Below are 19,556 nucleotides of genomic sequence, written 5' to 3'. Positions count from 1 at the left end.
AGGCCAGGCCAAGTAAGCTTTGTCATATGGTTTTTAAATACATCATAAGCGATACGCTTAGCAGATATATTCCAAACAGTCTTTTCAATAATCTTTCTTCAATGAGGTGTGCCAATTTGGCCCCGAGCGGCGCAGTAACTAAGCTCCCTATGCTGATGGCGAGCAGCCCTGGCAAATTGACATATCCAAATGTGCCAAAAGGTAAGCCAACGCTATTATGACCCATCAATAAAAATCCAATTGCGCCGGGCACTCCGATAATAAAACCGACACCTGCTGCGGTTGCCACGGCTTGATGAACGCTTCGGTTGCAAGTCACCATTGTGATGACGGTGATGGTTCCACCGCCTATTCCCAGCAACGCTGAGAATCCACCCAAAAAGGAAGCGAGTGAAACTTTTAGTGGGCCTGAGGGCATGCTCCAATCGGGAGAACTAAACGAAAAGAGTTTGGGGCATAAAAAAAACAACGCAAATCCCAAAACACCCACGGAGAAAATGAGAATTAATGTAGTGCTGTTAACTATGGATGCAATGAAAAGTCCTATTGTCACGCCTATAATTAACCACAAGGCCCAAGACTTCAGCACATTAAAATCCACCGCACCTTTTTTATTATGAGCCTGCACCGAACGCGCGCTTGATATAACGATAGATGCTAAAGAGGTACCTATTGCCACTTTCATTAATTGATCAGTGTCACTCGTATAAAACGGTAACACTGCCAATAGGGCGGGGACGACGACAAAACCGCCACCAATCCCAAACAGTCCCGCCATTAACCCCGCTACAGCGCCAGCGCAGCATAGGGTAATGACAAAAAGCACAATATCGATATCCATCGAGTCCCAGACATGTGTTTAGGCATCTAGCCTTCAAAAGTGAGTGTGTAAATTCAGCATGTGTGGTTAAAGAATGAGCAATAACTGTGCCCGCTGTTTAAAGTAATTGAACGATGTAAACAGGCGTTGCCAAATCTTGGGTAGGTAACTGTTTTTAGTTTAATCTACTTTGCTATTTGAGTTTTTTTGAGAGCGTAATTTAATAATGAAAACAATAGGATAAGAATCTCGCATACTTATTTTCTAAAGTTTAAGTTAAATTGCGACGGCTGGATTGTTAATGTGCTCAAGACTACGTACTTTTTTTGCTTAGCTGCAACTTGCACTACTTTGGTGGTTTGTCCCTTAGATTTTGCGCCTTTGTGATGCAGAATGTTTTTACGAATGACTTCATACAGAAAAGATCGACAGGCCTTAGCCTTTTTGATAAGTAATCTTCCCGCCTACTATTGTCATTTGATTTTCGCTTGACAGAATTTTCTCTTCTGAAGCATGTAACCAGTCAGTATCCATAATCGTAAAATCTGCCAATTTCCCCACTTCGATTGAGCCGCGGATGTTTTCTTGAAATGCGCCATAAGCGGGCCATATAGTAAACATCTTTAAGGCATCCTCGCGGCTGACTGCGCTTTCAGGATGCCAGCCTCGCCCACTTGTTCCGTCGAGGCGCTTGCGCGCAACTGCGGCGTAAAACTCAATGCGTGGATCGCCTAATTCAACGGGAGCGTCAGAACCCCCAAGTATTATTGAACCTTGCTCGATCAGCTTTTGCCATGGGTAAGCATGCTCCAAACGTTTTAAACCGAGCCTAGCAAGCGCAAAGTTTAGGTCGCCAATTCCGTGGCTTGGCTGCATTGAGGGGATAACACCCAATGTAATCATTTTCTGTTGGTCTTCAGGAGTAATAATTTGCACATGCTCAAGACGCCAGCGCGGGTCCTTAACTGCTCGCTCTTCGTATGAGACATCATTGAAGGCTGCTTCATACCAGTTGAGTAAAGAGCGGACCGCTCTATCGCCAATCACATGTGTTTGGATTTGGATGCCTTCTCGCAAAGCTTGTCGCAATATAGGGTCTAGATCGTTTTTGCTGGTTCGATTCATAAAGCCCCGATGGTTTGCATCGGCGTAGTTTTGAAGTAAAGCTGCACCACGTGATCCAAGTGTCCCGTCTATGTAGACTTTTATGCCTCGCACTTCGAACATATGATCGTCGCTTACGTAGCTGCCATGCGCAAACATCTTTTCTGACTCTTGCACATTTGCGGCGGCATAAATTCTTGTCGACATATTGCCCTGGGCTTGAATTTCTTTCATCAGCTCAATATTGACAAAAGGCATCCCCGCATCTTGCGTTGCGGTCCAGCCTTGTTTGGCGTTTATTGCCATTCCCTGTATTAGGCTATGTTTTTTATATTCTCGCGTCTTTGGAGGTATGAGCTTACGAAAGATTTCCATTGCGGTGGCAAGAACGTAGCCAGTGGCTTCACCCTTTTCGTCGCGTTCGAACTTGCCGCCTTCGGGGTCTGGCGTATTCTTGTCAATACCAGCCAGTGCAAGGGCTTTCGAATTCACCAAGGCAGAAACGCCGTCTGCGCGTGGCATAAAAAGGGGCTTATCGGCTGTGAAATGATCAACGTCCCACTTATTCAAGAAGCGCTGTTCGTCAGTCCATTCCCGCTCAATCCAGCCACGACCTTGCACCCAGTGACCAACGGGAACCTGTTGTGCGAAATCTTCGATTGCAGCTACCGTATCTTTTAAAGAGCTATATGAAAACAAGCTTAGGGTCTTTGGACGTTCACCCACACCTTCAACATGTTGGTGACTATCGCTAAAGCCCGGATAAACATAATTGCCAGCCATATCCATCAGCTCTGTGTCTTTGCAGACTGAAGATAAAAGCGCCGTATTGGAGCCTACAAAGACAATTTTATTACCTAAAACGGCCACCGCTTCTGCTTTGGGCATTCGCTCGTCAACGGTGTATACGGTGGTGTTGTAAATCGCAAAGTCCGCTTTTTGACAGCTTTGGCTTGATGCGATATTTTTATTTTCAGCACTTGTTGGGCTGCTGATAAACAAGCACAAGACAAGTAAAAAGTGAACGCGATTATACACTTTAGAGTTCTCTACCATTGATACACTTTTATTTATTTGTAGCATAAACGCTGAGTAATTTCTTTAGACAATAGCACTAGTTTTTCTGTACGCCACTCCAAACAACCTATCCATTAAACATTCTTACGAAAAGCAGTAATAAGCTTATTCCATCGAACATCTGGTTTAACTATGACCTTATGTTTTACCACTCTCAAACGTTGCCTTGATCTGATTCGCAAAGGCTATGAATTTTTCCTTAATTGTGTGTTTAAGCTTAATATTTGAACCACCCATAAGCATAAACCCTTTTATTGTAATGGTAGGCGCATTTCTGCCGCCCATTGATGGTGCTTTATTGCTAATTCCGCCCATTAAGCAAAAGGCTTTGCATACTACATTTACATTTTCAGGTACGTAAATAGTGTCACCGCCCATAATAGCGACGGAGTATATGGTCGTGTTAGGCGATGAAAATTGTGCATCGCTAAAATCTAGCGTTGCGCCACCCATAATGCTCACGCTAGTGATTTTTTTAGGCACTACCCAAGAGCCTCTTAGATCTGAACCTCCCATAACATTCACCAGTATGTCGCTTTCTTCGGCAGATTCTTCAGCATATTGTGGTGCAAATTGTTTTTCTTTTGACTCGCTGATGAAGTCATCCGGAAGGGCTTCTAAATCCTCAACTTCAGCTTTCATTGCCACGGTAGATTCGGATTCTATGACGACGTCGAGCCTGCGCTCAAACGCGTCTGCAGAGATGTATCCACGGCTGTAATTATGTACAAGTACGTCAATGACTTCTTCTTTGACTTGCTCGATAGGGCGGTCTTCTAATTTTACTGGCATGGGGTTTCCTTTCGCATTCGTCAGCGTTGTTAAATTTGCAAATTCAGCCATTTCCAGATCTTGGCATATGCTTAATAAGCACGCTATATGCCAAATAAAAAGCGTTTTAATATCAGTGTCTTAGTTGACTAAATGCAGTCATGATTTTACTAGCAAACCAAATAGTAGCAAATCTGACCATTTTTTACCGACAAGCGCGCCTTATTCAGGTTTATTGATATTCTATCTCATACGCGACGGCTCTATAGGTATCCGTGCCGCGCTTATCTCCACCCACAATGAGAGGGAGGCCTTGCTCATTTTTACCGGCGCCATATAGCAATAAGCTCTGTTTGGGCATCTCTACAATGGGATAACTTACCGTCGTTTGCGTATTCAACTCTCTTATAAACCAGCGATACTCATCGTGTTCTTTACTGCGCCCCAATCCTACCAATAAACTGTTGTTATCTGGCGAATACAGGGCAGAGATATACATATTGGTTTGCTGTGTATCGAATAAGCCTAATTCGTGTACGACGTTCCGGCCAACTTCGTTTTGCGTGATTTTGTATAAGTAGCCACCGGAGGTGACAAAGTATAATTCACCGTTCTCCATAAGGGTTTGCGAAACAATCCCATGATTGCCAAATCCATCGCCATTCCAGTAATGGTTCAGCGGATGAAAATCCGCAACGCCTAAAGACTCGTCGATTTCAACGAGTACAGCATTGATTTCTCCATCCTGTAATTTTTCTATACGCGGAACAAATATACTGCCACTTGCATCGACCAGAAAGTCACGAGAGTAATGTCCTGGCACAGAACCTACGGGTATGTTGGTACTTCGCTGGGTTTGTGTATTGTATTGATACAGTACATGTCCCCAGTGTCCAAGCGTATATACAAATTGTCCATGTGTATGGACAGTCGCCAGAGATGCATCTGAGTTGAGCACTAAATCCCAATTGGTTGATTGGGGTAACTTGCGCCACAGACGGCCACCATAGAGTGACTGCTTCTCGCGAGTCTCCGTCTTATAGTCCATGCTCACAAAATACAAATAGCCATCCTCTGCCATCGCCATATTGCCTTGGATCCTATCTTGAATAATATCGTCATCAAGATTGCCTTCACTGGCAAGTTGAGTAATGACATCTGAACGAGGAATGGTCAGGGCAGAGTCAGGAATGTATTTCAGCAAAGAGGCACTGTTATTATCTTGCTGATAAGACGAAACCGCAAAAAATAAGTTGCCGTCGACGTCTGCTGTGGCTGCCCCCCATATCATTTCACCTGTTTCATCTATGACAAGCGGGAGCTGTTTCAATAATGGCGGTTTAAAATAACTTACCGGTACTTCTGGGGGCCTTTCGTTACTCACTTGTTCGCTATTTGCATCAACGTTATCAAAGACCTCATGCTTTGAGTCCTTACATCCTATTAAGCTGGTGAGAATTAATATTAAAGCAAACGGCAAAGCTACTTTTATCTTAGTGCATTTCAATGTAAACATGCTCTAATCAGTTTGCTTAACAAAGCGCATGTCTCGCCACGCATGATTTTCGCGTTCGCTGACCGTGAACGGATGCATTGTAAATCCTTTGATGTTACGTAAAACATCGGCATCAAAATGCAAGAAGGCATCTGATGCGGCGTTTTGATTATCCCACACCACTTTGAAGCTTCGCTCTTGGAAAGGTTCAAGCGTTCCTCTAAGTGTTGTCATTCGAGAAGAGATGAAACGTACACCTTGGTCGGATTTTTTGATACTTACCGCTCCAAACCATGCATCATTATATTCACCAATGATGTCGTCTAACGACAGCGTCATCTCAAGCAGAGGTTCAGGTTCGCGTGCGCGCGCTAAGTAAGCCTCTTCTCTCTCTTTCTGATAGGATTGATATTCACGTATCCAGTCTTTGGGATCATCATCAACAAACATTTTTAATATTGTTTGCATAACTGCGCCGCGAGCGCCGTAATTTGAACCATTATTCAGCACAACCGCGCCAAGATTTAATTCGGGCAGCAAAGCAACATAGGCTTGATAGCCGGATAGTGTGCCGGTGTGCGAAACAAGCTTGTATCTACCATAGTTGGAGATTCGCCAGCCCAATCCATAGGTTCTAAAATGTGTGCCGTCCCAGTCGGTATCTGTTTCGGAGACGCCCAGGATGGTTTCACTTCGCCACATATTATCAAGTTGCGATTCAGAAAACGGCAAATTGCTTTGTGATAACAGCGCTTGAATCCATTTTGCCATATCCTGAGCGTTGCAGACCATTCCACCCGCAGCAGCTGACATCAGCGCATCTCCGTAAATTGCATTGCGAGGAATGGCGTAAATGCCACGCGCCTCATTGTGCCCATAAGGTTTAGCGCTGTTAACAACCGCAGCTTCAGGCATCTGTCCAGCGTAGCAAGCCATATCCAAAGGCTTGAACAAGCGGTCATTTATAAACTCATCGAAAGACTCATCAGTAACCGCCTCAATTAATTCGCCTGCGGTGATGTAAAGAACGTTGCTATAGGCGTAGCGCGCTCTAAATTGATTAGCAGGCGTGAAGTGCTTAAGCTTAGACACAACCTCTTTGCGAGAGAACCCACTGGGTTCCGGCCAAATCATACTATCACCCGCGCCGCTCACTAAACCGCTCTTGTGAGTCAGTAAGTCTCTGACGGTAAAATTCATCGTTGCGTAGGCATCTTGCAATCTAAATTGCGGAAGGTGATCGATGACTAAATCCTCCCACGCTAACTTCTTTTCATCGACTAAAATGGCTAGGGCGGCAGCCGTAAAGGCTTTGCTGGTTGATGCTAGTCTAAAATAGGTGCTAGGGGTAACCTTAAGCTTGTTTTCAAGATCAGCATAACCGAAGCCTTTGCTGTAAATTAATGTATTGTCATGAACGATTGCTACGCTGATTCCAGGTGTTTGAAATGCTTCTAAAGCCGATTTGGCCGCATTATCGATAGTGTCTTCACTGAAGGCCTTGGAGTAGGCTTCAATGCGTGGTGACAGCGTGAGCACTGCCAATACAGTTAGCAGGGCAAGCGGAGTAGGAAGGAGGTGCATTTTTGACATGGGGCAAACACTTCAATGGCTAGTGTTTCTAGTGTGCGGAAATTTGCATTAAACTTCAATACAAGCTGTCGCTTTTGCAGCAATCTTGAAAACTACCGTCAGCGCCCACACACAACTCAAATGCACGGTAATTTACGTCTTACAAAGCACTCGAACAGAAGTAACGTGTTCGACTTTCTTTAACTGTTCGATCACTTGATCGCTTGGCTTCTCCTCAAAATCGAGAATATTATACGCGACGTTGTTTCGGCTCTTGTTCATCATGTCTAGAACGTTAACTTGATTTTCAGCGAATATCGACAATACGTTTCCTAAAACACCCGCCACATTGTCGTTTGCAAATGTTACTCTGCATGCAGACCCATTGCGTCCCATTCTTGCTTTCGGAAAGTTTACCGAATTTACAATATTGCCGTTTTCCAAAAACTCCTTTAACTGATTTACCGCCATAATAGCGCAGTTCTCTTCAGCTTCGGCGGTACTTGCACCAATGTGAGGTAGAGCAATGACCTTGGGATGTGCAATTAGACAAGGCTCTGGAAAATCGCACACGTACTGGCGAAGTTTGCCGGCGTCAAGTGAATCAACGATAGCTTTGGGGTCGACAATGGCATCTCGCGCAAAATTCATGATAGCAGCATCGGGACGCATCAGTTTTAGCGTATCCGCGTTTATCATGTGATGAGTGGCTTCAATGGCAGGCACATGCAACGTCAAATAGTCGACTTCACTTAACAAGGCGTGCAAACTTTCCATGCGCTGCACTTCACTAGGTAGACGCCACGCGGCTTCAACGGACAAAGCAGGATCAAACCCTTTTACTTCCATATCCATACTTAATGCAACATTAGCAACCATTGAACCAATTGCACCTAAACCAACAATGCCAAGACTTTTGCCAGCAAGCTCGCTTCCGGAATAATGCTTTTTCTCTTTTTCAAGCAACTTAGACATTTCACTCGCATCATCCATCTGACCTAAGGTGTTGACAAATTCTCGACCAGCAATAATACCGCGAGAACTTAACAACATACCCGCTAATACTAATTCTTTCACAGCGTTTGCATTTGCGCCTGGTGTGTTAAAAACCACGATCCCTTTATTTGTGCAATCGTCAATGGGTACGTTATTGACGCCAGCGCCCGCACGCGCAATGGCCAGTGTTGAATCGGGCAGTACTTCGTCATGTAACTTTTGGCTTCTTAAGACAATCGCGTCGGCTTTTTCAGTACTATCACTAACTTGGTATTTGTCTTGCCCAAAGCGCGACAAGCCTTTATCAGATATTTTGTTATAAGTCTTAATTTTGAACATGTGAGTGTTTTCTCGCGGTCAGAGTATTTTTATTTTTTTACTTCGCTGTAAGCCCAATTTAACCATTGCATAAGCGCATCGACATCAGACGATTCAATTGTTGCTCCGCACCAAATTCTAATTCCTGCAGGGGCATCCCGATAAGCGCCAATATCGAACGCGGCTGATTCAGCAGCAAGTAATTTGACAATGTCTTTCACCTGCGTTTCGCTAGCTTGCATGGTTAAACAAACGCTCGTATTTGAGATGGTGTTTTTGTCTGCTGCTAAAAAGTCAATCCATGAATGCTGGTCTACAAAAGCCCGTATGACGGCTAAATTATCTTCAGAGCGTTTGATTGCGGCGCTGACGCCACCGATACTCTCTACCCATGTAAGTGCATCTACGTAATCGGCGACACAGAGCATGGATGGTGTATTTATGGTTGCACCTTTAAATATCCCTTCAATGAGTTTCCCACCTTTGGTCAAACGGAATATTTTAGGCATGGGCCACGGTGGAGTGTATGACTCGAGTCGTTCAACTGCCCTTGGGCTCAGAATAATGACGCCGTGCGCGCCTTCGCCACCTAGCACTTTTTGCCAACTGTAAGTCACTACATCTAGTTTTTCCCACGGCATATCCATTGCGAACACAGCAGACGTCGCATCGCATATCGTCAGTCCTTCGCGAGTGCTGGGGATCCAGTCGCCATCAGGTACTTTAACACCAGACGTGGTGCCATTGTAGGTAAATACGAGGTCATGGCTAAAATCCACGCTGGTCAGGTCGGGCAATAGTCCATAGTCAGCTTCAAGCACCTTTGCATCTAATTTTAATTGCTTAAGTGCATCGCTTACCCACCCGCCGCCAAATGACTCCCAAGCAGCCACTGTTACTGGACGTGACCCTAGCAAAGACCACATTGCCATCTCGACAGCACCAGTGTCAGAACCTGGCACTATGCCGACTTTATATCCTCGTGGAAGACCCAATACTTCTGCTGTTTTTGTGCAAGCTAAACCCAGCATTGATTTCCCGACGTCAGAACGATGTGAACGACCGAGTACGCTCAAATCTAAATTGTTAACATCATAGCCAGGCCTTTTACTGCAAGGACCCGAGGAAAAATTGGGATTATTTGGTAAGACTTGAGGTTTGTTCATAGAGAGACTGCTTGTGCTAAGAAAACTAAAATTAATGAATAATGATGACAGTTTTTGCCGATAACGCATAGATTGAATACATTTATCCTATGCAATTGTTGACTATCCGGAGTAACGTAGCCGTGTCTGTTGCCCTTGCGCGCTCTTATAAGGCCTTCTTCGGCGACATTAGTCGAGTGCCCGCCACTAGCAAGAATGCGCCAATATACATAATAACGCCATATACTGCCCCAGCGATTGCATATTCTGGAACTTGTATAAACGTCGCTGCTATTAGGATGGCTAGGGTTGCGTTTTGCGTACCAACTTCAATGCCAAGCGTTAATCCGTCTTTGCGTGACAAGCCACCTAATTTTGCAAGAGCGATACCTAAAAATGTCGCGCCAATATTAAGAGAAAATGCGATGATAAAGACGCTTGGAAAAGAGTCGAGCAACATCTCTCGCTCTTGATAGCTTATAATGGCAATCAACAACAGCATGAAAACCGTTGAAAGGGTTCTAAATTTGGGTTCAGCACGCCTTGCCATTTTTGAAAATCTACTTCTTACCAACATTCCTAAAGCAATGGGAACAAGTGAAATCACCAAAAGGCTCAATGATGTGTTCAGCAGTGAAAAGTCAGTTGCAGTTCCTTGTTCAAAATAACCAATACTGGCTTTTATAATAAAAGGTGTACTGATTACGCATATTACTGTGGTTAATGCGGTGAGCGTGACCGAAAGCGCAAGGTTAGCACGAGCGATATGACTGATAAGGTTAGAGGTCGTCCCCCCAGGGCATGCGGCGAGGATCATTAAGCCAATGGCAATGGCAGGCTCTGCAAACAAAACACCGAGTGTAAATGCAAAGCCGGGAAGGACTATCATCTGCCCGATTAAGCCAATTATTGCGGCTTTGGGTATCTTAAGCAGGCGCGAAAAATCACTTTTTTCTAAGCTTAAGCCCATCCCAAACATGATAAGCGCAAGGACAGCTGGTAGCGCGACTTGCGTGAATATACTGGCTTCCAATTTACGCGCTAGCTCATTTTCTTAAGCCACGAAAGTGGTGCAATTCTTAACACTAATTGCAGCACAGACCAAGGCCAGCTCGGCACATAACTATTTGCGCCTTCTTTTTCAATCGCCTTTACGATGGCCTTACATCCGGTTTCTGTGTCGACCATAAACGGAACCTTATCGACTTTTTCGTTTATCTCGCTGCGAATAAAACCTGGATGAATAGTTGAAACCACAATGGGGGTATTGTGTAAGTCAATGCGCAAACCTTCACTTAAAGAGCTCAAAGCTGCCTTTGTTGCAGCGTATACATTTAATGCGCGACGAAAACCTCGCACTGCACTAATGGAAGAAATGGTGACTAGATGCCCTTGGTTTTGCTCGCGAAAAATGCCCACTGCTGCCTCGCATTGAGCAATGGCTGATACAAAGTTAGTAATAGCTGTTTCTTTATTGGCTTTAAAATATCCGGTGCCCAGTGAAGCGCCTTTGCCCATGCCAGCATTTACAATGACACGGTCTAAGCTGTCGAGCGCTTGTCGAAATTCTTCGAAAACGGTAAATACGGCATCATGATCGTTAACGTCGAGAGACTTTATTAGCACACGTATGTCGGGATTTAAGTTCAGTAATTCCTTTTGCAATTCCTCCAGGCGCTCGACACGCCTGGCACAAAGAGCAAGATTGTGTCCCTTTTTGGCAAACTCTATGGCCATACCTTTTCCAAGACCAGAGCTTGCTCCTGTAATGAGAATGTTTTTTCGCACGCTCTGATCCTTATCGTTTAATAATTTTTTTGCAGCGGTACAAAAGATAGTGTACGAATACCCATAAGTTCTTATAGGCTGGGTTTCGAGTTTGTTTGTGATGGTAGCGATAATAGATTTGCTGAACGATCGCAGCCAGTCTGAAAAGTCCATAAACTTCATAAAAGTCGAAGTCTTTCGCTTCGATGTTCTGCTTTTCGCAATAATAGTTGATCACTTCTTGCCGCGTCATCATCCCCGGCAGGTGAGTCGGCTGACGCCGTGTATTCTGCGCAAGGAAGTCGTCATCCGCCTGCACCCAGTATGCGATGCTATTGCCTAAATCCATTAAAGGGTCGCCCAGCGTTGCAAGCTCCCAATCAAGCACGCCGATGATTTCTGTCGGCTCGCTTGCGCTTAAAACGAGGTTGTCAAAGCGGTAGTCATTGTGCGTAATGCAAATCGTTTCTTTCGCGGGTAAGTTATCTTCTAACCACCTCATCACTTTTTTTGCTGAGGGCACATTCCAGGTTTTAGCTTTTGTATAGCGAGATATCCATCCTGTTATTTGACGCGTTGTATAACCTTCACCTTTACCGATATGGTCAAGACCAGCCGCTTTATAATCAACATTATGCAAATTGCACAACTCATCTAAGGCTACAGTACATAGCTTATGTGCTTGCTGCGGGGAAATGTTTAAGCCTTTGGGAAAATGCTTACGCGGAATAATGCCATTGAGCTTTTCCATGACATAGAATTCGGCACCAATAATGCTGTCGTCATCCGTATATCCTAGCATTTGGGGTACTTTGTCAAAAACGGGTTTAAGCGAATCTTGAAGGCGATATTCGCGCCCCATATCGTGAGCCCCTTTTGCCTTGGTTCCGGCAGGTGGACGTCGCAGAATCAATGACTGCTGTGCAAACTCAAGGCAATAGGTCCAATTCGAGGCACCCCCTGAATATTGCGTAATCTTGACATCGCCGCTGTAGTCACTTTTTGATGCATCAGGATTGCTTGTGTCATTTAAATTTGTTTGCAACCATTCTTTAAGTGGCTCGATGGGTAACTCTTCTCCGGGCCTAACTTTTCCTGCTGTATCTAACACTGCTTTTGTCATGAGCCTACCGATACTTTTTAAGTTCTAGTCGAGACACCATCGCCATGTGCACCTCGTCAGGACCGTCTGCTAGTCTTAATGATCGAGCACCAGCAGCGAGTCTTGCCAATACAAAGTCGTTGCACATTCCTGCGCCGCCGTGCATTTGAATCGCCATATCTACTACCTCTTGCAGCATATTGGGCACCACGACCTTAATTGCGGAAATATCTACCATTGCGTTTTTCACGCCTAGGTTATCAATTTTCCACGCTGCTTGCATGGTCAGTAAACGCGCTTGCTCGATGGCCATGCGCGCTTTAGCAATGCGCTCCTTGTTTCCGCCAATATCAATGATGGGGCGACCAAATGCAACTCGCTCGCACCCGCGTTTAATAGCAAGCTCCAACGCTTTCTCAGCCATGCCAATAGCTCTCATACAATGATGGATGCGGCCTGGGCCAAGTCTCCCTTGCGCGATGGCAAAGCCTTTGCCCATTCCGACTAACAAGTTTTCCTTCGGTACGCGAACATTAATTAGTTCCATTTCGCCATGCCCGAATGGTGCGTCATAATCGCCATACGCTGTTAGCATCCGTTTGACGGTTAATCCTGGCGTGTCTAGTGGCACAATTACCATACTATGCTGATTATGTTTGTCATTTTCAGGGTTCGACAAGCCCATAAAAATCATGACTTTTGCATTAGGATGCCCTAAACCGGTGGACCACCACTTTTTGCCGTTCAGTACGAGCTCGTCACCCTCTTCTTTGATGCTTGCTTGCATGTTTGTAGCGTCCGATGAGGCCACGTCAGGCTCAGTCATACCAAATACGGAACGTATCTCACCATTTAATAGTGGCTGCAACCATGTTGCTTGTTGCTGCTCGTTACCAAAATGATAAAGCACTTCCATGTTACCCGTATCAGGTGCATTACAATTGAATATTTCTGGGGCGAAGAGTATTCGTCCCATCTGCTCAGCTAGCGGCGCATACTCGGTGCAGCTTAGACCTTGACCTAGACTTTCATCGGGCAAAAATAAGTTCCAAAGCCCTGCTTCTTTGGCTTGTTGTTTCAGACCTTCTATTGGACTTAGAACTTTCCAGTTTAGCCAGTCTCCGCTTGGATTTATGTGCTCGTTTTCAGCGTAAGTTTTATCTTCGATTGGCTCAATGTTTTGGCGAATAAACGCTTTCAGGCGAGTTAGATAATCTTGAGTTTTTTCATTGTAGGAAAAGTCCATGGTCACTCCAAACCTTGCAACAGTTACGAGGCGAATTATTCAATTTTATGCCTTTATACTAGTTGATACATGCAAAATCATTAAATTGCTTTTCTGATACTGGGATCATCAATTGAAATGATGTTTGTAAGGCTAAGTATCAAAGCTTAAGTAAGGCTTTGCATCACAGCTTGGAAAATTGCGGGAGTTAAAAAAAGGGGCCAAACAACGGCCCCTTGGTACTAGTCAATCTTGTCTAGATTTTTCTGCGAAGAAAAACCCCTGCGAGTGTAAGAGACAAGATTGAAAAGACGGCAGGTGCAGCGACATGTGCGTCCACGCTAAAAACGAGAGTGAATGTATGCGACTGACCTGAGTTAGACTAAGCATAAACTGTGCCTATTAAAATAATTAATATAAACAGTAAGTTAGCTGCTAAGTGATAATGGCTTGTAAAAAATATCGACGTTTATGGTTAATCGTTAACAATGCAAGTATTGCCTAAAAGTTCATTTATTAAAGCCGGTGACTTCGCTAAAATGTTTTCGACACATAGATACATATTTGTCATTTCCGCCAATTTCAATCTGCTGTCCCTGTGCGATTGCTTCCCCTTTTTCGTCAAGCCTTGCAACAAAGTTAGCTTTTCGCCCGCAGTGACAAATTGTCTTTAGTTCGGAGAGCTTATCAGCCCAGGCAAGTAGATATTGACTACCCTCAAAGGTTTCTCCGCGAAAGTCTGTTCGTAAGCCATAAGCAAGAACAGGTACGTTTAACTCATCTACGATACGCAGGCAGTTTTTTACTTGTCCTCTGCTTAAAAACTGAGCTTCGTCTATGAATATGCAGCCCAAGGGAGTCTGCCCATGCAACACGCTTGCAGTCTCAAACAAATCAGTGTCAGTAGCAAATAAATGAGCAGGTTCAGATAAGCCTATTCTTGATGCGATCTTTCCTTCGCCAAATCGGGTGTCGAACGCAGCTGTAAATAGCGCAACCTGCATGCCTCTTTCTTTGTAGTTGTAAGCAGATTGCAAAAGCGAAGTTGATTTTCCAGCATTCATCGCTGAATAATAAAAGTAGAGCTGAGCCATTATTGAAACGTGTTTCCTTAAGTGTGCACTTAACGCAATGAAGGATATCATAACTAAGGGTGACGGTGATTACCCATGTATCAGCCAAATTGGTATTCAAGGTGCGACGAAACAGACACCCGCGTACCGAGCATTAAAAAAGGCGCTGGTAATAGCGCCTTTTTCTGATATGCAATTTTTATGCAGCGTCAGCTTGCTTATCTTCCGAGCGGTCTAAGTCATTGACGTCGACCATATCGAAAGTAAATTCATCAACGCGTACCGCCAATTTGCGCTTTTCGTTGTAGTCCAACAAGGTCGCTTTATCGCTATCGCTGAGCTCATTTAGTTCATGAAGCTTATTCACCACGTTTTCAAACGAAACGAAGGGGATGACGGGATGCTTTTTAAGCGCTTTGTGGACTTTTGATAACAATGGCATTGCTGCGTGCTTCGCTTTGAATGCTTGTTCATTTATATCATTGCCATCGCCTGGGATGGTTTTGACCAAATGCGTTAAGTCCGCTTTGATATCAGAATCTTGAAGAGCGGCTGTTGACAGTTCTCTAATCAAGTCGTCGCTGATCCCACGTACAGATGAGCTATATGTATTGGTTAGCGTGCGCATTAAGTAGCGAGTCGGTGCGTTGGGGAAGTTATTCACAAAGTCCACAATAGCTTTCTCGCCTTGTTGCAGCGACCATTCCATAGCGTACTTAAAGAACGGAAGTGCTTCTTGTCGATTCTGTACACGTTGCTCGTAAAAACGCACGGTTGCCATAGCTGCGTATACATAGCTGATGACATCGCCTAAACGAGCAGACAGTAGCTCAGCTTTTTTCAAGTCTCCACCGAGCACTAGCAATGAGAAATCTGCCAATGGCGCCAATTTAGACGATAACGCGTTAAGACGCTTCTCGTAAGGACGCACTTCAAGCAAACTTGATTCAGCGCTTCGCATGAAGGGCAGGTAACTATTCACAGTGCTTCGCAGCGCATTTTTTACGCTAAACCTAACCGTTTTCCCTAGTACTTTGTTAAATTCTGCATCTGCGACTGAGTCATCGCTGTGGATCAGGTCTACCATTTCTTTCAGATGAGGGTGGCAGCGCATCGCACCTTGACCAAATATCATTAGATTACGGGTAAGAATGTTTGCACCTTCAACCGTGATCGCAATTGGCAATGCAGAGTAACCATTCGCAAGTGTATTTTGTGGGCCGCGTTGAATCGCTTTTCCTGCTTGCACATCCATTGCAGAGTTCATCACGTCGCGACCGAGCTCGGTCATGTGATACTTTGCTATAGCGGTTACTACGGAGGGTTTTAAGCCTTCGCCTAAACCTTCGGTGGTCAGCACGCGCATCGCCTCTAACAGAAACGTTTTACCCGCGATGTCGGCAAGTTTATCTTGAATGCCCTCAAAGCGACCAATTGGAACGCCAAACTGCTCGCGCACAAATGAGTATTCTGCGGTTGATTTGAACGCTGAGTGCGCGGTCGCTACGCCCATAGCGGGCAATGAAATACCGCGACCAGCCCCTAAGCAGCTCACGAGCATTTGCCAGCCTTTGCCAATATTGTCTTGGCCGCCAATGATAAAGTCCATAGGAATGAAAACGTTTTCGCCGCGTGTAGTACCGTTGTAAAAACGCATGCCCATCGGGTCGTGGCGATTGCCTAGTTCCACACCAGGGTGAGACTTCGGCAACAATGCGCAGGTAATGCCTAGCTCTAATTCACTTCCCAATAACTGCTCAGGGTCGAACACTTTAAATGCAAGACCTAATACTGTCGCAATTGGTGCTAAGGTAATGTAGCGCTTATCCCATGATACACTCAAGCCCAATACTTCTTTGCCTTCCCACATGCCTTTGGTAACAATGGCTGCGTCAGGAATAGAACCCGCGTCTGAGCCAGCTTCAGGACTTGTTAATGCAAAACAAGGAATGTCTTGACCAACAGCAAGGCGCGGAAGCCAATAGTTTTGCTGTGATTCGGTGCCATAATGCATGAGAAGTTCGCCGGGACCCAAGCTGTTGGGCACCATAACCGTTACTGCAATCGCACCGCTTTTTGCTGCGATGGTGGCAACAATGGTCGAGTTGGCATAAGGGCTAAATTCCAAGCCACCAAATTTCTTTGGAATAATCATGGAAAAGAATTTTTCTTTGCCTAAAAAATCGAGAATATTATCGGGAATATGCTTACTGTTGGTCAGCTCAAAATCGTCTATCATTTCTAATAGCGTTTGCACAGGTCCGTCTAGAAAGGCTTGTTCATCTGCACTTAATTTGGCCTTTGGAAGCTGTCTTAAAGCTTGCATATCCGGTTTACCCTGATATATCGATGATTCAATCCATACGTCACCCGCGTCTAGCGCTTCCTGTTCGGTGACTGAAATTGGAGGTAACACTTTTTTAAGATTCGTACGTAGGCTCATAATTAACTTATCCGCTCATCTGACCAGTTGATAATTGTTATGAAAACACAAAACAATTGAAAGGTCAAAGTTTCCACTGAATAAAAATTGTACGACGGACTTTACACCCAAATTTCGTGCAATGGGTATTTCAATATATACTTAAGCGAATTGCGTCGTAGTTAAGTCTGCACACTGGCAACTATTTTGCATAAAGAACGAATGGGTACAAAAGGGTACGCAAGTGCGCATAAAGCAGAATTTATCGTCGCTGCTTTATGGATTCACGATACTCCTGCCAATGCGCCCGTGTATGAAATGAATAGTATGAATACCAAAGCCAAGCTTGATTCTGCGATAACAAGCGAGAGTCTGAGAGCCTTACTTGCTTCATATAATTGATGCTGTTTCAGGTTTTACCAAGGCGGCAAAGCAAAACCGAAATGAGGAAATTATGCCTTTATTACAATGTATTCCCCTTGCTAAGACTGCCATTAAGTGCAGTCTCGCGCCAAATTCACATTTATCTTTTTTTGATAAGGCTAGCGCCCATTTAGCAACACTTGTGAGTGTGGCCGTTTTAACGTTTGCACCTGCAGCCTTTGCTGACGATGCGGCACGTGGTCTCGAAATAGCGACAGAAGTTAAAAATAGAGACAGAGGTTGGGTCGATACTAGCGCCGATATGGAAATGATCTTGCGAAGCCCTGATGGCCGAGAGTCGGTGCGTCAAATAAGAGTAAAAACGCTCGAAGTTGATGATGATGGTGACAAATCATTGACTATTTTCGATGCACCTCGCGACGTCGAGGGCACAGCATTTTTGAGTTTTTCTCACATAGAAGGTCCAGACGATCAGTGGATTTATCTACCTGCGGTCAAACGTGTGAAGCGAATTGCCACACGCAACAAGTCAGGTCCATTCATGGGGAGTGAGTTTGCCTTTGAAGATATGGTGTCGTTTGAGGTCGAAAAATTTACCTTTAAGTATCTGCGAGACGAACAGCTTGACGGTCGCGACATGTATGTTGTGGAACAAGTGCCGGTAGATGAATTCTCAGGCTACTCGAAGCAAATTGTCTGGGTAGACAAAGAGCACTATCGTTTAGAACAAACCGAGTTTTATGATAGAAAAGGCGCGTTGTTAAAAGTGCTTAGTTTGGACGATTACCAGCAGTATGAAGGTCAATACTGGAGAGCCTTGCGCGCCGATATGGACAATATGCAAACCGGAAAGAGCACGACACTACTAACAAGTGACCTTCGATTCAAAGAAGGCCTCGACACGAAAGATTTTGACAAAAACGCGCTAAGACGCGCCAAATAATCTATGCTTTACGCCGGATTAGGCGTCAAAGCATATTTACGAGTCTTCGAATAGTAAGACCCTTAGTAAATCATAGGAAATAATATGAAAACTGCTCGTCTTTCAGCCATGCTTACTTTGATAATGGCTAGCGCAGCCTCAATTGGCTCAGCGCATGCGGAAGTATCAGGGAATTTATCGCTACAGCAACGAGTCTTTTTAGAAGAACCCGCTTACGTTAATCAAACCAATAGTCAGTTATCGGGCGCTGTATTAGCCTCGTATGAAAGTTCAGTGGGAGATAATGGGTTTTTTACATTTACCGGCTTTGGCCGAGTCGATCAACGAGATGATGAGCGAACCCATGCTGATATTCGCGAGGCAATGTACGCGCATTATTTTGATAAATGGGAAATTAGAGCGGGCATTGGCAAAGTGTTTTGGGGGCAAACTGAGTCCTTGCATTTAGTTGATATTATCAATCAAACCGACTTTGTTGAAGAAATCGACCAAGAAGACAAGCTGGGTCAGCCTATGATTGATATTCGTTACCTCTTAGATAGCGGAAGCATAAACTTTTACCTACTGCCCTATTTTCGCGAGCGAAGCTTTGCCGGTCAGGATGGAAGGTTACGAGGGATTTTACCCATTGACGTTGATAACGCCCTTTATGAATCAGAAGATGAAGAAACGAATATTGATTACGCAATCAGATGGCAACAGAGTTTCGGCAGCTTAGAGTTTGGCTTGTCCTATTTTGATGGCACAAATCGCTTGCCAGAAATCGTATTTGTCGAAGCTGAGAATGGCGCGATAAGTCTAGCGCCAAGATACAACTTACTTCAGCAAGGCAGCATTGATGCCGCGTATATCACAGGTTCGTGGATTCTTAAGCTAGAAGCACTGCAAGGAAAAACCCTTGACGAAAGCTTTTATGCGCACGTAGCTGGTTTTGAATATACTTGGGTGGATTTTTACGGCAGCGGATATGATGTTGGCTTTTTAATGGAGCATCAGTTTGATGAGCGCGAAAACGATCCGCTGATATTTGGTCAGAACGATTTAATGCTTGGCTCGCGAATCCAGATTAACGATTTTTATGGCTCCGAAGTGTTGCTCGCATTTGTTCAAGATTTGGATGAATCTAGCAGTTATTCTGCGTTTGTAGAGGCGTCTACACGCCTAAATCAAGACTGGCGGGTAGAGCTAAATGCTTATTTTTTCTCAAGTGACGAGCCCAGCGATCCGACGTTTGCCATTAGACGAGATGATCATGTAAGTTTGCAAATTGAATATTTCTTCTAAACGAAGCTATGCTTTATCTAGAGCGATTTATCGAGCCAAGTAATATATCAACTGAATT

General features: G+C 44.6%; 16 protein-coding genes. 3 read left to right on the top strand and 13 right to left on the bottom strand.

What is annotated here, in order from left to right; genetic code table 11:
- Positions 1 to 22: 22 nt before the first annotated feature.
- The 13 genes from PN836_RS07640 to PN836_RS07580 form a co-directional block, all read right to left on the bottom strand.
- Positions 23 to 841 carry a sulfite exporter TauE/SafE family protein gene (locus PN836_RS07640; RefSeq protein WP_395344651.1) on the bottom strand — a complete coding sequence of 273 codons (819 nt, stop codon included), beginning with the start codon at positions 839 to 841 and terminating at the stop codon, positions 23 to 25.
- A 414-nt stretch (positions 842 to 1,255) separates the two neighbouring features.
- Positions 1,256 to 2,980, bottom strand: a complete 1,725-nt coding sequence (locus PN836_RS07635) for an amidohydrolase (protein WP_395344650.1) — start codon at positions 2,978 to 2,980, stop codon at positions 1,256 to 1,258.
- Between the two features lie 159 nt (positions 2,981 to 3,139).
- A complete protein-coding gene (locus PN836_RS07630) occupies positions 3,140 to 3,793 on the bottom strand; it encodes a DUF1707 and DUF2154 domain-containing protein (protein WP_395344649.1) in 654 nt (217 codons plus the stop codon).
- A gap of 211 nt (positions 3,794 to 4,004) precedes the next feature.
- On the bottom strand, positions 4,005 to 5,288 hold the full coding sequence (locus tag PN836_RS07625) for a hypothetical protein (protein ID WP_395344648.1): 1,284 nt from the start codon (positions 5,286 to 5,288) through the stop codon (positions 4,005 to 4,007).
- Between the two features lie 3 nt (positions 5,289 to 5,291).
- Positions 5,292 to 6,860 carry a serine hydrolase gene (locus tag PN836_RS07620; RefSeq protein ID WP_395344647.1) on the bottom strand — a complete coding sequence of 523 codons (1,569 nt, stop codon included), beginning with the start codon at positions 6,858 to 6,860 and terminating at the stop codon, positions 5,292 to 5,294.
- A 132-nt stretch (positions 6,861 to 6,992) separates the two neighbouring features.
- The gene (locus PN836_RS07615; protein WP_395344646.1) at positions 6,993 to 8,174 is read right to left on the bottom strand and encodes a 3-phosphoglycerate dehydrogenase family protein; all 1,182 of its coding nucleotides are present in this window, start codon (positions 8,172 to 8,174) and stop codon (positions 6,993 to 6,995) included.
- Between the two features lie 29 nt (positions 8,175 to 8,203).
- The gene (locus tag PN836_RS07610; RefSeq protein ID WP_395344645.1) at positions 8,204 to 9,319 is read right to left on the bottom strand and encodes a phosphoserine transaminase; all 1,116 of its coding nucleotides are present in this window, start codon (positions 9,317 to 9,319) and stop codon (positions 8,204 to 8,206) included.
- A 145-nt stretch (positions 9,320 to 9,464) separates the two neighbouring features.
- Positions 9,465 to 10,331: a bile acid:sodium symporter family protein gene (locus tag PN836_RS07605; RefSeq protein ID WP_395344644.1), complete on the bottom strand. Its 867-nt coding sequence runs from the start codon at positions 10,329 to 10,331 to the stop codon at positions 9,465 to 9,467.
- Between the two features lie 8 nt (positions 10,332 to 10,339).
- A complete protein-coding gene (locus PN836_RS07600; RefSeq protein ID WP_395344643.1) occupies positions 10,340 to 11,086 on the bottom strand; it encodes an SDR family oxidoreductase in 747 nt (248 codons plus the stop codon).
- A gap of 10 nt (positions 11,087 to 11,096) precedes the next feature.
- Positions 11,097 to 12,188 carry a phosphotransferase family protein gene (locus tag PN836_RS07595; protein ID WP_395344642.1) on the bottom strand — a complete coding sequence of 364 codons (1,092 nt, stop codon included), beginning with the start codon at positions 12,186 to 12,188 and terminating at the stop codon, positions 11,097 to 11,099.
- Between the two features lie 4 nt (positions 12,189 to 12,192).
- Complete coding sequence (locus PN836_RS07590; RefSeq protein ID WP_395344641.1) at positions 12,193 to 13,413, bottom strand: acyl-CoA dehydrogenase family protein; 1,221 nt, start codon at positions 13,411 to 13,413, stop codon at positions 12,193 to 12,195.
- Positions 13,414 to 13,901: 488 nt separating this feature from the next.
- A complete protein-coding gene (locus PN836_RS07585) occupies positions 13,902 to 14,486 on the bottom strand; it encodes a thymidine kinase (protein WP_395344640.1) in 585 nt (194 codons plus the stop codon).
- A 178-nt stretch (positions 14,487 to 14,664) separates the two neighbouring features.
- Positions 14,665 to 16,908, bottom strand: a complete 2,244-nt coding sequence (locus tag PN836_RS07580) for an acyl-CoA dehydrogenase (protein WP_395344639.1) — start codon at positions 16,906 to 16,908, stop codon at positions 14,665 to 14,667.
- Between the two features lie 186 nt (positions 16,909 to 17,094).
- Between PN836_RS07580 and PN836_RS07575 the strand changes: the two genes are divergently transcribed.
- The 3 genes from PN836_RS07575 to PN836_RS07565 all read left to right on the top strand — a co-directional run bounded on the left by PN836_RS07575 (position 17,095) and on the right by PN836_RS07565 (position 19,498).
- A complete protein-coding gene (locus PN836_RS07575) occupies positions 17,095 to 17,289 on the top strand; it encodes a hypothetical protein (protein WP_395344638.1) in 195 nt (64 codons plus the stop codon).
- Positions 17,290 to 17,341: 52 nt separating this feature from the next.
- Positions 17,342 to 18,214 carry an outer membrane lipoprotein-sorting protein gene (locus PN836_RS07570; RefSeq protein WP_395344637.1) on the top strand — a complete coding sequence of 291 codons (873 nt, stop codon included), beginning with the start codon at positions 17,342 to 17,344 and terminating at the stop codon, positions 18,212 to 18,214.
- A gap of 84 nt (positions 18,215 to 18,298) precedes the next feature.
- Positions 18,299 to 19,498 carry a hypothetical protein gene (locus tag PN836_RS07565; protein WP_395344636.1) on the top strand — a complete coding sequence of 400 codons (1,200 nt, stop codon included), beginning with the start codon at positions 18,299 to 18,301 and terminating at the stop codon, positions 19,496 to 19,498.
- Positions 19,499 to 19,556: the final 58 nt, after the last annotated feature.

Source organism: Ningiella algicola, from assembly GCF_028401415.2.
Taxonomy (GTDB): Bacteria; Pseudomonadota; Gammaproteobacteria; order Enterobacterales; family Alteromonadaceae; genus Glaciecola.
This window is presented reverse-complemented; position numbering and strand designations above follow the sequence as displayed.

What these genes read in the sequence shown, in the direction of transcription:
- PN836_RS07585 (WP_395344640.1), bottom strand. Translation starts at nt 14,486, where the DNA reads ATGGCTCAGCTCTACTTTTATTATTCAGCGATGAATGCTGGAAAATCA.
- PN836_RS07570 (WP_395344637.1), top strand. Translation starts at nt 17,342, where the DNA reads ATGCCTTTATTACAATGTATTCCCCTTGCTAAGACTGCCATTAAGTGC.
- PN836_RS07565 (WP_395344636.1), top strand. Translation starts at nt 18,299, where the DNA reads ATGAAAACTGCTCGTCTTTCAGCCATGCTTACTTTGATAATGGCTAGC.
- PN836_RS07620 (WP_395344647.1), bottom strand. Translation starts at nt 6,860, where the DNA reads ATGTCAAAAATGCACCTCCTTCCTACTCCGCTTGCCCTGCTAACTGTA.
- PN836_RS07595 (WP_395344642.1), bottom strand. Translation starts at nt 12,188, where the DNA reads ATGACAAAAGCAGTGTTAGATACAGCAGGAAAAGTTAGGCCCGGAGAA.
- PN836_RS07610 (WP_395344645.1), bottom strand. Translation starts at nt 9,319, where the DNA reads ATGAACAAACCTCAAGTCTTACCAAATAATCCCAATTTTTCCTCGGGT.
- PN836_RS07625 (WP_395344648.1), bottom strand. Translation starts at nt 5,288, where the DNA reads ATGTTTACATTGAAATGCACTAAGATAAAAGTAGCTTTGCCGTTTGCT.
- PN836_RS07630 (WP_395344649.1), bottom strand. Translation starts at nt 3,793, where the DNA reads ATGCCAGTAAAATTAGAAGACCGCCCTATCGAGCAAGTCAAAGAAGAA.
- PN836_RS07640 (WP_395344651.1), bottom strand. Translation starts at nt 841, where the DNA reads ATGGATATCGATATTGTGCTTTTTGTCATTACCCTATGCTGCGCTGGC.
- PN836_RS07590 (WP_395344641.1), bottom strand. Translation starts at nt 13,413, where the DNA reads ATGGACTTTTCCTACAATGAAAAAACTCAAGATTATCTAACTCGCCTG.
- PN836_RS07580 (WP_395344639.1), bottom strand. Translation starts at nt 16,908, where the DNA reads ATGAGCCTACGTACGAATCTTAAAAAAGTGTTACCTCCAATTTCAGTC.
- PN836_RS07615 (WP_395344646.1), bottom strand. Translation starts at nt 8,174, where the DNA reads ATGTTCAAAATTAAGACTTATAACAAAATATCTGATAAAGGCTTGTCG.
- PN836_RS07635 (WP_395344650.1), bottom strand. Translation starts at nt 2,980, where the DNA reads ATGGTAGAGAACTCTAAAGTGTATAATCGCGTTCACTTTTTACTTGTC.